Annotated in this window: 10 protein-coding genes and 1 riboswitch; of the genes, 6 read left to right on the top strand and 4 right to left on the bottom strand. The window is 60.5% G+C overall.

Features of this window, described 5'->3' with window-relative positions; genetic code table 11:
* A partial coding sequence (gene thiC, locus NKH19_RS26060; protein ID WP_352983033.1) for a phosphomethylpyrimidine synthase ThiC occupies positions 1 to 1,636 on the bottom strand: 1,636 nt, incomplete at its 3' end.
* Positions 1,637 to 1,739: 103 nt separating this feature from the next.
* Positions 1,740 to 1,856: riboswitch (TPP riboswitch) on the bottom strand.
* A gap of 128 nt (positions 1,857 to 1,984) precedes the next feature.
* Positions 1,985 to 2,200, bottom strand: coding sequence for a hypothetical protein (locus tag NKH19_RS26055; protein WP_352869604.1), 216 nt, complete (start codon positions 2,198 to 2,200; stop codon positions 1,985 to 1,987).
* A gap of 188 nt (positions 2,201 to 2,388) precedes the next feature.
* Between NKH19_RS26055 and NKH19_RS26050 the strand changes: the two genes are divergently transcribed.
* Both NKH19_RS26050 and NKH19_RS33615 read left to right on the top strand, forming a co-directional pair.
* Entirely contained in the window at positions 2,389 to 3,033 is a 645-nt protein-coding gene (locus NKH19_RS26050) for a hypothetical protein (RefSeq protein ID WP_352869602.1), read from the top strand.
* Between the two features lie 561 nt (positions 3,034 to 3,594).
* Positions 3,595 to 3,693: a hypothetical protein gene (locus tag NKH19_RS33615; protein ID WP_502911035.1), complete on the top strand. Its 99-nt coding sequence runs from the start codon at positions 3,595 to 3,597 to the stop codon at positions 3,691 to 3,693.
* A gap of 153 nt (positions 3,694 to 3,846) precedes the next feature.
* Here NKH19_RS33615 and NKH19_RS26040 read toward each other — a convergent pair whose 3' ends face one another.
* Together NKH19_RS26040 and selD are read right to left on the bottom strand one after the other, a co-directional pair.
* Positions 3,847 to 4,158: a hypothetical protein gene (locus NKH19_RS26040; protein WP_352869600.1), complete on the bottom strand. Its 312-nt coding sequence runs from the start codon at positions 4,156 to 4,158 to the stop codon at positions 3,847 to 3,849.
* Positions 4,159 to 5,117: 959 nt separating this feature from the next.
* Positions 5,118 to 6,194 carry a selenide, water dikinase SelD gene (selD, locus tag NKH19_RS26035; protein WP_352869598.1) on the bottom strand — a complete coding sequence of 359 codons (1,077 nt, stop codon included), beginning with the start codon at positions 6,192 to 6,194 and terminating at the stop codon, positions 5,118 to 5,120.
* Between the two features lie 476 nt (positions 6,195 to 6,670).
* Between selD and fdnG the strand changes: the two genes are divergently transcribed.
* The 4 genes from fdnG to fdhE all read left to right on the top strand — a co-directional run bounded on the left by fdnG (position 6,671) and on the right by fdhE (position 12,440).
* Entirely contained in the window at positions 6,671 to 9,757 is a 3,087-nt protein-coding gene (fdnG, locus tag NKH19_RS26030) for a formate dehydrogenase-N subunit alpha (RefSeq protein ID WP_352869596.1), read from the top strand.
* A gap of 12 nt (positions 9,758 to 9,769) precedes the next feature.
* Complete coding sequence (gene fdxH, locus NKH19_RS26025) at positions 9,770 to 10,720, top strand: formate dehydrogenase subunit beta (protein ID WP_352869594.1); 951 nt, start codon at positions 9,770 to 9,772, stop codon at positions 10,718 to 10,720.
* Complete coding sequence (locus NKH19_RS26020) at positions 10,707 to 11,405, top strand: formate dehydrogenase subunit gamma (RefSeq protein ID WP_352983030.1); 699 nt, start codon at positions 10,707 to 10,709, stop codon at positions 11,403 to 11,405. Before fdxH ends, NKH19_RS26020 begins: the two co-directional genes overlap by 14 nt.
* Positions 11,406 to 11,519: 114 nt before the next feature.
* Positions 11,520 to 12,440 carry a formate dehydrogenase accessory protein FdhE gene (gene fdhE / locus NKH19_RS26015; protein ID WP_352983028.1) on the top strand — a complete coding sequence of 307 codons (921 nt, stop codon included), beginning with the start codon at positions 11,520 to 11,522 and terminating at the stop codon, positions 12,438 to 12,440.

Here is a 12,440-nt window from a genome sequence, read left to right as displayed (position 1 = left end):
CCTTGGGCAAGGTCTGGTCGTGGAAGGACCGCGCGGTTTCGGGATCGAGCGACAGATTGAACTGGTCCTCCCAGCGGAACTCGAATCGCGCGCGGGAAAGGGCATCATCCCTGACTTTCGCCGCCGGATGACCTTTTGCCAGGTCGGCGGCATGGGCCGCGATCTTGTAGGTGATCACGCCGATCTTGACGTCGTTGCGATCGGGAAGACCGAGATGCTCCTTCGGCGTGACGTAACAGAGCATGGCGGTGCCGAACCAGCCGATCATGGCGGCCCCAATGCCTGAGGTGATGTGGTCGTAGCCCGGCGCGATGTCGGTTGTCAGCGGTCCAAGCGTATAGAAGGGCGCTTCGCCGCAGACAGCGAGCTGCTTGTCCATGTTCGCCTTGATCTTGTGCATCGGCACGTGGCCGGGCCCCTCGATCATCACCTGGCAATCCTTGGCCCAGGCTATCTGCGTCAGTTCGCCGAGCGTTTCCAACTCGGCGAATTGCGCCGCGTCGTTGGCATCGGCGATGGAGCCCGGACGAAGGCCGTCGCCGAGCGAGAAGGACACGTCGTAGGCGCGACAGATGTCGCAGATCTCCGCAAAATGCTCGTAGAGGAAGCTTTCCCGATGGTGGTGAAGGCACCATTTGGCCATAATCGACCCGCCGCGCGAGACGATACCCGTGACCCGGTCAACGGTCAGCGGGATATAATGCAGCCGCACGCCGGCGTGGATGGTGAAATAGTCGACGCCTTGCTCGGCCTGTTCGATCAGCGTGTCGCGGTATACCTCCCAGGTCAGATCCTCGGCAATGCCGCCAACCTTCTCGAGCGCCTGGTAGAGTGGCACCGTGCCGATCGGCACCGGTGCGTTGCGCACGATCCAGTCCCGGATGTTGTGAATGTTGCGGCCGGTCGACAGGTCCATCACCGTATCGGCGCCCCAGCGAATCGCCCAGACCATCTTTTCGACCTCCTCGGCCATCGAGGAGGTGACAGCGGAGTTACCGATATTGGCGTTGATCTTCACCAGGAAATTGCGGCCGATGATCATCGGCTCGCTCTCCGGGTGGTTGATGTTGGCGGGAATGATCGCGCGTCCGCGCGCCACCTCGTCGCGCACGAATTCCGGCGTGACGAAATCGGGAAGCGCCGCGCCGAAGGCTTCGCCGTCGCGCGGCAGCTTGCTGCGCATGGTCTCGCGGCCGAGGTTCTCGCGTATGGCGACGAACTCCATCTCAGGCGTAATGATGCCGGCGCGCGCGTAGGCAAGCTGGGTCACCGCCTTGCCGGCCTTGGCCCTGAGCGGCCGGTTGCGAACGGGAAATTCCGGTGTCAGGCGCTCGCCCGCCGCGAATCCGTTGTCCTCCGGCCGGACATGACGGCCGTCATAGGCTTCGACATCGCCGCGTGCCGTAATCCATTCATGGCGAAGCCGGGCGAGGCCTTTTTCGATGCTGGTTTTGACAGTCGGGTCCGTATAAGGGCCGGACGGATCATAGACGGTGACGGGCGGTTCGCCTGCCGTCGGATGGACGGAGATTTCGCGCATCGGCACCTTGATGTGCGGATGGAGGACGCCAGACTTGTGGATTTTCCGTGAGGCAGGCAGCGGCCCTGTCGACACGGCGGGGGTGAGGGCATTCATCTTGAGGCTCCTTTGCTCATGCATTGGAGACCCAGTTCTGTGCCGGAAGGATGAAAAGACGCTTCTGTGGACCTGCCGAAATAGGACCTCGGGCGTGAACTCCCGCAGAGCGCTTGCACCGTCCCTACGCCAGTATGAACTGGATCAGGTTCAACGGGTCACTGCGCCGCGAAAGCCAGCAGTATCTCAGCCCCTTGCCGGGACTCCCCTGGTGAATGGGTCGAAATTGAGCGGGCCGACGCTATTTTGTCAAGCGCTTTTGGCCCGCGGCTTTGATCGGTCGCCAATCAAGTCGTGCGGGAAGGCTGATGAATGTGTCGGGGAAGATTTGGCGGTAGGCGTCGGTGCTCATGGTTTGCCCTCGTGCCGAGCGCCTGGGCCGAGGAGTTCGCGCAGGAACTCCTGCATCCAGATCGGAACAGCGGAGAGACCAGCGCGCAGATCCTCGCGGATCACCTCGCCGTGCTTGGGGTCGGCAAGCGGGCGGCGCAACGTCGTCTGGATCCGCAGCTCTCTTGACCGTCGGAGCGGGCCGAACGCTACGGAAGATGCGAGCTTTTTCATTCGACCAGATCCCGTAGGTAGTGCCGGCAAAGGGGAATCCGATTTGCTGAGCGACCTGCAGTTCGGAAAGAAGGTTTGGTCAAGCAATGGGATAGAACTCCATCCAATTCGTGGAGCAGGGAACTTGCTTCTTCCCGTCAAATGCCGGATGAAAGATGACAACTGAGGGATTGATTCGGAGCTTGTGAATGCGCGGGGTGCAAGCAGCTTTGGCCGCACTGATCCTGACCGGTCCCATCACTTCCGCTCTCGCCGACAACAGTTCTCCCTTCATCTATTTTGCTACCGAAGATCCTTTCGCTGTCGGTCAACCGGCGAAGAACGACGTCTATTTTTTTGGCGGCGTTTTTGCGGCCGGATCATTTGGGAACACGATCAACGTCTTCGGCGCCGACTATACGAACAACTACATAATCGGAGCTGCTTACGGCCGCGACTTCGCCGATATTGGCGCTGGTTTCGTTCTTGGCGGTGTGACCGGGGCCGCCGTAAGGTTTGGCGAGGATGACGATACGTCAGGGGAAGTTTGGGCCGGGGTTAGGGTTCGTCACCAGGGCCTTGTCATCGGCGATCTGGCGATTGCGCCAGCACTGACGGCCGGTTTGAGTGCCGTTACGGGAACCACCGAAATCGAACGCGAGCGCGAGGTCTATTACGACGGCGACGCGTCTTTCCTTGGTTTCATCGGCGCCGAGCTTTCTTTCAGGTTAAGGCAAGCTCCCAACGTCGAGCTTGTCTATCAACTCCACCACAGATCCGGCGCCGGTGGTACGTTTGGAAATATGGGAGAGGGTTCCAACGCGAATACTGTTGGGCTTCGTTATCGTTTCTAGCTGACGCCTTAACGCTCCGACATTTTGAACGGAGCAGCTTCACAGCCTTCGACCCACGGGGAGGAAGCTCCAACTCTCTGTGGCTCATGGCGCGTTTGCTGACCCTGGCGACTGGTCCCGTGGAAGAAATCGAAACCGCTTTCGCGAGCTGCGTCAACGCAATGACCTTCGTCTGGATCATCTCCAACTCACGCTGAGCATTTGTCTCGCAGAAGGGGCCATACACTTGAGCGGCTGACAGCGCCCGGAAAGGTGGCGGCGCCATTTACGGGGCGTTGGGGCAGAATTGCCAGCGGAATTGGGGCCTCCGGGTGTCCCGCCGCAGGGAGGCAAATGAGGGGAAGGTGGGCCGGAGCACGACACCGGCTTCTCCGGAAATCGCTTGCCAGTAGTATTGAAAGCGACAACCCGCTGAGCTTTACAGCCAAGCAGAAAATCGGCGGCCCATTTTTCAATGAGCATTGCCTGAACCCACCCACCTGCGGCTTGCCAGTGGCCCGCGATTCGTAGCTTTACGCGCCCGACTTTCGTGCGCATGCCGGCAGCGAAGATGGGCCGGAGATCGAGGCTGGATGGAAACGTTCCGGTGAAAGGGCCGGCGAGTTCGTAGCTCTTCAGATATGCGATTGCTGCGACGCATGGCCGAGCGATCACAAATAATGATCGCGATGAGCTGGCAGGAAAAACCGCTTTGGCTATCGGAGATTCGCCAAAATGGCCGAAAATCCGTCGGAAAGCTCGCCGCAACCTAAAGCCAGACCGCGCGGCTAGGCACCCACTCGAGCCGCTTCGGATGTAATATCTCGATCCGTATCATTGGCGAAGCGGCGGGGATGTTTCACAGCCCGCAGCTGTCTTTTTCATCTGGCTAGGAGCGGCGCCCTTCGCGTCGGCTGTCGCCTGACCAGTGGGCTGTGCACTGCCGGTCTGCTGGCCGGGGGCACAATCTTTTACCGCATTCGGTTTCGATGTGCCGCCCGTTATGGTGGGGTCAAGCTTCATGCCGCCGGCCGCACCATAATTCGTTCTGATACCTTGTTTATGTTGAACGGGCGTGGCGGCTTGTGCCAACGACAGGCCAGCCGACAAAGCGATTACAACTGATGCGAACATAAACCGTTGCATGATATTTCTCCCGGTTTGAGCGCTGTCGCTCGATTTACGGCAGCAGCGGGTCGTCCCTAGGGAATCGCCGGGCTTGCGGAGGCGTTGGTGACCCCTGCCGTCAAGGTAACTATTAGTGACGCCTAATGTTCCATTGCCTCGACAGGCGGGCCTTACCGCTTCTTCACCTTCGGTGTGAAGCCTTGGGGCAATCGGCTACGGCAATACTTTTCTTCGTATCGAATATGCGCATCACCTATTTGGGGTAGCCACTTCCAGTGTGGGACGATGTCTCATCGTGAGCTATTGGGCCGAAGAACGACCTCTGCCCGGGAGCGCCCCTCGGTTGAAGTACTCAACAAGCTCGCTGTTCATCTGGTGGAACGGGGGCCGAAACGCATCCTGTCCTTGGCCGTATTCAAAAGCGCCAAAGTCGCAGGACGTGTTGCAAGCTACCGCTTTCCTCGGCCCACGCTCTTCGCCAAGCGCGGCGGGGGCTCTACAGGGGAGCAGGGGGTTGGTCGGCCATGTTGCCTGACTAAACCCTGCGCGGCTTTAATCACGGCCTTTCGGTTGTTGCCGTGTTTTAGGATCAACTCCCAAGCCAGGTCCGTAGTCAAGCCGTTCTCCGAAGCGAAATATCCGACTTGATGGTCGTGAATAGCACCATGCCAGAGCTTATCATCGCCCATTTAAGCCTCCGCTCTGTCCTGTTTGAGCTACGAGCGCCAGGATCGTCCCCGCGCTGCTAAGCTATCGGCATATTAGCAATAGCTCAACTAAGACTGAAGTCCCTTACACCTCGATCGAGCGTTGGCTTCACGAGCATCGCTGACTACGAGGGCCCCAAGGCGAAGCGCTATCGGGCTGGAAGCCGACGTTCGCAGCGAATGACTAGGCGGCAGCCCAGCAGCTCGGCTGCGAGGGGGCTGGCAGAGCGGTGGCCGCCGGGCTTGACCGGGGGGAAGCGGAGCGGCCGTTCAGGCCTCTACTACTATTGTCGGCGCGCCGGGCATGGCATGGCCGATGATGCGAGCCGAAGGATAGCCGTCCGCGACGATCCTCTCGACGAGCGCCGCTGCGCGGTCGGTCTCGCAAGCAACCAGCAAGCCGCCCGAAGTCTGTGGGTCCGTGAGAAGATGGCGTCGCCACTCGGGCATGCCGGGAGGCAAGCTTACCGCGTCGCCATAGCTCGCCCAGTTGCGCCGCGATGCGCCGGTAACATGGCCGTCGACCGCGAGCGAGGCAGCTTCGGAAAAGAACGGCACGTCGTGGCTGCAAATTATCAGCGTGCACCCGGAACCGCGTGCCATCTCGAGGGCATGTCCGAGCAAGCCAAATCCGGTCACGTCGGTGACGGCGTGAACGCTCGCGTCCTGTGCCAGCTCCGATCCGATCCGGTTGAGAAGGGTGGTGGAGGCGATCATTTCGCGATAGCCGCTTTCGGAAAGCGCCTGCTTCTTGATGGCGGCGGAATAGATGCCGACGCCGAGCCCTTTCGTCAGGATCAAGGCGTCACCCGGCCTGGTGTCAGAATTGCGTCGGATATTCTCGGGTCGGCATGTGCCGATGACTGCGAGGCCGTAAATCGGCTCCGGCGAGTCGATTGAGTGGCCGCCGGCAACCGGGATTCCGGCGTCGGCGCAGACAGCTTCGCCACCTTTCAGGATTTCGCGGACCATGAGCGTCGGGATCTTGTCGAGAGGCATGCCGAGAATAGCCAACGCCATGATCGGCCGGCCACCCATCGCATAGATATCGGAAAGGGCGTTGGTTGCGGCAATCCGGCCGAAATCGTAGGGGTCATCTACCATAGGCATGAAGAAGTCGGTGGTCGCAATGACGCAAGTCGCGCCGTCGAGCTGCCAGACTGCCGCATCGTCGCCGGTCTCCGTGCCGACGAGAAGTTGATGATAGGGACTGGCAGCCGCCGGATCGGCGAGAAGCTGCTGCAGCACTGACGGCGCCAGCTTGCAGCCGCAACCGCCGCCATGGGCGAGGCTGGTCAGGCGCACAACGGGCGCTTCGGTGATTTCAGGCGAGAGGGCGATTGCCATGGTCGTCGAGCCTCCTCTGCTGGCACGCTTTAGTAGGGATCAAAGTCAACCGAAATGGAAAATACGATCGCCCAACGCACGGCACGTTTGGAGCACGCTTGCTCTCAGCGGATTTCGTTGAGTTGGGAAGGGCAAAGCCCGTATCCGGCGTGCGAGGCATCGCCGTCATCGGGTATCGATCGAAAGGCGCCCCGACCCGCGGGAGCTGTTTCATCGCCACGCCTTACTTTATGATAATGCGTTCGTTTTCGTCAACCGCAATCGCGGTCACGAAAAGATGACAAGAATATTCAACAATAATAGACAATGCCGATTTGCGGGCACAACCTTTTGCAGGAAGGCGGTTCGGAGGGGCGCTTTTGCTGCACCGTACGTGCCTCGTTCTTTGGCATTGATTTTATTTGGTCCGACACTAGTTAGTCGGATTGACCGTTGGTTCGAGTTGCCTTGTGGGGCATCGGCTTCGGGAGGAACCCATGAACATCAATCTTTCTCGACGCGCGTTCCTGCAAACAGCAGGCGCGGGTCTCGCCGGTACTACGCTTGGAGCCCTAGGCTTCGGCGATAGCGAGGCCGCACACGCGGCGGCTATACGGCCGTTCAAGCTCGCGAACACCACCGAAACACGCAACACCTGTCCATACTGCTCGGTGGCTTGCGGCATAATCTTGTATTCGAAGGGCGATCTCAGAAAGGGCGAGCCGGCCGAGATCACCCATATCGAGGGTGACACTGATCATCCGACCAATCGCGGCACCTTGTGCCCCAAAGGGTCGGCCCTGCTCGGATTTGTCAAGTCGCCGACCCGTCTGCAACATCCGATGATCCGCAGACCGGGCTCGGACAAGTTCGAGCCGATAAGCTGGGAAGACGCGCTCGGCCGCATCGCCCGCCTGATGAAGGACGATCGCGACAAGAACTTCGTCGCGACGAACAATGACGGCGTGACGGTCAACCGGTGGATCACCACCGGCTTCCTCGCCGCCTCGGCTTCGACCAATGAAACCGCGTTCGCGACCTACAAGGTGGTCCGCAGCGCGGGCATGCTGGTGTTCGACAACCAGGCACGTGTCTGACACGGCCCGACGGTGGCGAGTCTCGCCCCAACATTCGGCCGCGGCGCAATGACCAATTCCTGGACCGACATCAAGAACACGGATCTCGTCGTCATCATGGGCGGCAATGCGGCGGAAGCGCATCCTTGCGGCTTCAAATGGGTTACAGAGGCGAAGGCCAACCGCGGTGCCAAGCTCATCGTCATCGACCCGCGCTTTACGCGCTCGGCTTCGGTGTCGGATCTTTACGCGCCGATCCGCCAGGGAACGGACATCGCCTTCCTGCTCGGGCTGATCAACTACTGCATCCAGAACGATAAGGTGCAATGGGACTATCTGAGGGCCTTCACCAACGCGACGTATGTCGTCAAGGAGGGCTTCACCTATCAGGACGGCCTCTTCTCCGGCTATAACGAGGCGAAGCGAGACTATGACAAGTCCAGTTGGGACTATGACATAGGCACCGACGGCTTTGCCGTTGTCGACGCGACATTGGCCAATCCCCGCTGCGTCTGGAATCTGCTCAAGACGCATGTCGCGGTCTACACGCCGGAGATGGTCGAGCGCATCTGCGGCACACCGAAGGAGCGGTTCCTGAAGGTGGCCGCGATGGTCGCCGAGACGTCGTCTCCGACCAAGGCGATGACCTCGATGTACGCGCTCGGCTGGACCCAGCACTCGAAGGGCTCGCAGAACATCCGCGCCATGGCGATGCTGCAGCTTGTTCTCGGCAATATTGGTATACGCGGCGGCGGCATGAACGCACTTCGCGGTCACTCCAACATTCAGGGGCTGACCGACCTCGGGCTGATGTCGAACCTGCTGCCCGGTTATCTGACGCTGCCGACTGAGAAGGAGGTCGATCTGGCAGCCTACATGTCGACCCGAGGCTTCAAGCCGCTCCGGCCGAACCAGATGAGCTACTGGCAGAACTACAGGAAGTTCTTCGTAAGCTTCCAGAAGTCGATGTGGGGCAACGCGGCAACGCCGGAGAACGGCTTCGCCTATGACTACCTGCCGAAGCTCGACCTGCCGGGCTACGATCTGCTGCGGGCTTTCGAGCTGATGCACCAGGGCAAGATGAACGGCTATTTCTGCCAGGGCTTCAACCCGCTACAGGCAGCTCCGAACAAGAAGAAGGTAATCGAGTCCCTCTCGAAGCTCAAATACCTCGTCATCATGGATCCGTTGGACACGGAGACGGGCCGGTTCTGGGAGAACCACGGGCCGTACAACGATGTCGATCCGTCGCAGATTCAGACGGAAGTCTACCAGCTTCCCTCCACCTGCTTCGCCGAGGACGACGGCTCGCTGGTCAATTCGGGGCGCTGGCTGCAGTGGCATTGGGCCGGCGGCACGCCCCCCGGCGAGGCCAAACGCGATACCTGGATCATGGCGCAGCTCTATCTGCGCCTGAAGGAGCTCTACACCAAGGAAGGCGGCGCCTTCGCGGATCCGATCGTCAAGCTCAACTGGCCTTATGCCGATCCCGGCGATCCGAAGGCCGAGGAGCTTGCCCAGGAGATCAATGGCAGGGCGCTCGCCAGGGTAACCGACACGGCCGATCCGACAAAGGTACTGGCCGAGGCCGGAAAGCTCTTGCCGGGCTTCGCCGCGCTGCGCGACGACGGCTCCACCTCCTGCGGCTGCTGGATCTATTCCGGCTGCTTCAACGAAAACGGCAACAACATGGCCAGGCGGGACACCACCGATCCTGACGAAACCGGCGCCTATCCCAAATGGGCGTTCTCATGGCCCGCCAACCGCCGCATTCTCTACAACAGGGCGTCGGCTGACCTCACCGGAAAGGCTTGGGATCCAAGCCGCAAGGTGATTGAATGGGACGGCACGAAATGGTCGGGCTACGATGTCCCCGACATCTTGCCAACGGCAAAGCCCGATCAAGTAGGCCCGTTCATCATGAATCCGGAAGGCGTCTCGCGCCTCTTTACCCGGGGCATGATGCGCGACGGACCATTCCCGGCGCACTACGAGCCGTTCGAGTCGCCCATCGCGAACCCGATAGCTCCCAAAGTCCGCGGCAACCCCGCAGCGCGGGTGTTCGAAGGCGATATGGCCCAGTTCGCCGAATCGGCTTCGCAGGAGTTTCCCTACGCGGCGACCTCCTACCGACTGACCGAGCATTTCCACTTCTGGACCAAGCACGTCATCACCAATGCGGTGATGCAGCCGGAGTTTTTCGTGGAAATTTCGGAACAGCTTGCGGCCGAGAAAGGCATCATCAAAGGCGGCTGGGTGCGCGTCTGGTCGAAGCGCGGTTCCGTTGTGGCGAAGGCCATGGTGACCAAACGGATCAGGCCGCTCACCTGCGATGGCAAGACCGTCCACATCGTCGGAATACCGCTGCACTGGGGCTTCACGGGAGCGGCGAAGAAAGGCTTTGGCCCCAACATGCTCACCCCCTTTGTCGGCGACGCCAACATCGAGACGCCGGAATACAAGGCGTTCCTTGTCAACATCGAGCCCATCGCCGGGCCGATAGCGTAGGAGGAGTAAGCCATGTTTCCTCCACTTCCAAATCCTTCGACGACGGACACCGCACCGCGTATTTCCGACAAGGACCTCATCCGCCGCTCTGCCTCGACGGTTCCCGCGCCCAAGCAGCAATTGACGGAAGTCGCCAAGCTCATCGATGTTTCGAAATGCATCGGCTGCAAGGCATGCCAGACGGCCTGCATCGAGTGGAACGATACGCATCCGGAGATCGGCCTCAATGCCGGCGTCTATGAGAATCCTGCCGATCTCACGCCGGACATGTTCACGCTGATGCGCTACAGCGAATGGGACAATCCCGAGACGAACGAACTCGAATGGCTGATCCGCAAGGATGGCTGTATGCACTGCGCTGATCCGGGGTGCCTCAAGGCTTGTCCGGCGCCGGGCGCCATAGTGCAGTATTCGAACGGCATCGTCGATTTCGTCCATGAGAACTGCATCGGCTGCGGCTATTGCATCAAGGGTTGCCCGTTCAACATTCCGCGCATCTCCAAAGTCGATCACACGGCCTACAAATGCACGCTCTGCTCCGACCGCGTGGCTGTCGGCCAGGGACCAGCCTGCGCCAAGGCCTGCCCGACCCAGGCGATCGTGTTCGGCACGAAAGACGAGATGAAACAGCACGCCGACGGCCGCATCAAGGACCTGAAATCGCGAGGCTATTCGAATGCCGGCCTCTACGATCCGCCCGGCGTCGGAGGGACGCATGTGATGTATGTGCTGCACCATGCCGACCAGCCGGAACTCTATTCGGGTCTGCCGAAGGAGCCGAAGATCAGTCCGCTGGTGGAGGCGTGGAAGGGCGTGACCAAATATGCCGGCCTCACCATTCTCGGCGTGGCGGCCGGCGTCGGCCTGCTTCACCATCTGGTCATGGGACCGAACAGGGTCTCCGAGACGGATGAGGAGCATGCCGAAGAGCTGACGGAAGGCGACAACGATGGCCGCGTATGACGTGAAGCCGAACGAGCAGGTACATCCCGGCAAGCCAGTCATCGTGGACCGCTACACGGTGGGCGCGCGGATCAACCATTGGATCACGGCGGCCAGCCTGATCCTGCTCGCCTTGACCGGCCTTGCCATGTTTCACCCGAGCCTGTTCTTCCTGTCGGGGCTGTTTGGCGGCGGCCAGTTCACGCGCTTCATTCACCCATGGATCGGCGTCTTGCTCTTCTTTAGCTTCCTTGGGCTTTTCCTTCGGTTCTGGAAGGCCAATTTGTGGAGGCCCGAGGACGGAACGTGGCTCGCCCGTTTCCGTGACGTATTGTCCAATCATGAGGACAACGTCCCGGAAGTCGGCAAGTACAACGCCGGCCAGAAGCTCGTCTTCTGGTCAATGTCGATCCTCATCGTCATCCTGATTTCGAGCGGCATCGTCATCTGGCAACAATATTTCGCCGCTTACACCACGATCGGCCAGCAGCGGGTAGCGCTGCTTGTTCATTCGATCGCTGCCGTGGCGATCATCGGCGTCTGGATTATTCATTTCTACTCGGCCATCTGGGTACGCGGCACCATTCCCGCCATGACGCGCGGACGGGTGACCGGCGGCTGGGCGTGGCGGCATCATCGCAAATGGCTGCGTGAACTGATCGCACGCAAGCCGGACGGACGTTCTGGATCGGATCCCGCCGGATGAGCGGGTATTTGTTTTTACGCAATTCCGGACGAAAAACCGTTATACACTTTTCGTGGAATTGCTCTGGAACAGTATCAAGCCGACCACGTGGCCCGTGAGGTTCGTGAGGTTGAAATGCCAAGGCAACAAGATCCGTCACGCCCTGACCCGACTGTAATCGGCGAAGTCTCGGTCCCACCCTTTGCGCGCCTGCCTGATCCGCGGACCTTGTTCATTCGCCGCTCCGAGCGATTGAATGTGTTGGCGGATGACCACCAGCTCGGCCCCTATCTCCGCTTCCTCGCTGCACTGACGGATGCGCAGCACCGCATCCAGGACGGCTTGCCGGAGATCGAATTGCCGACCGCGGAGGCGCGCGAGCGCGCACGAATCTTCGGTATGCCGCCGCTCGATCGCAACCAATTCACTTCGGATGCCGCCCTTGGAATGACGCTCGGCCGCCTGTTCGAAGTGGCAGCCACGATCGAGAAACCCGAGGCGGCCGCAGCCGCCTTGGGCAGGCTGGCGAATATCGATGCGTCCGGGGTCGATCCCATGGTGCGCAATGTGCTCACCGATGCGATCCCAATGAAAGCGCTTGCCGAGCATGTCTATGTCGCGGCCGCGCTGCAGGTTCACTTCGCCCGCCTCGCGGCATGTCTCGACAGCTCGAAGCTCGTTCCGGTTGCCGACGGCGCCTGTCCGGCCTGCGGTGGGCCGCCCGTATGCTCGATCATCGTCGGTTGGCACGGCGCACACGGGGCCCGGTTCTGCGCCTGCGCCCTGTGTGGAACATTGTGGAACCACGTCCGTGTCAAATGTACGCTGTGCGGCTCGACCAAGGGGATAGGCTATCAGGAAATCGAGGGAGGCTCTGGCACGGTCAAGGCCGAGACCTGCGATGCATGCGGCTGCTATGTAAAGATCCTGTACCAATACAAGGATCCGGCTCTCGATCCGGTCGCCGACGACGTGGCGACGCTCGGCCTCGACCTGCTCGTCCGCGAGGGCGGCCATCACCGCGGATCGTTCAATCCGTTCCTTGTTGGCTATTGA

It is taken from the genome of Mesorhizobium sp. M1338, from assembly GCF_040318045.1.
In the GTDB taxonomy this organism is placed as follows: Bacteria; Pseudomonadota; Alphaproteobacteria; order Rhizobiales; family Rhizobiaceae; genus Mesorhizobium.
The sequence above is the reverse complement of the archived record's forward strand: the minus strand, read 5'-3'. Positions and strand labels throughout refer to the sequence as shown.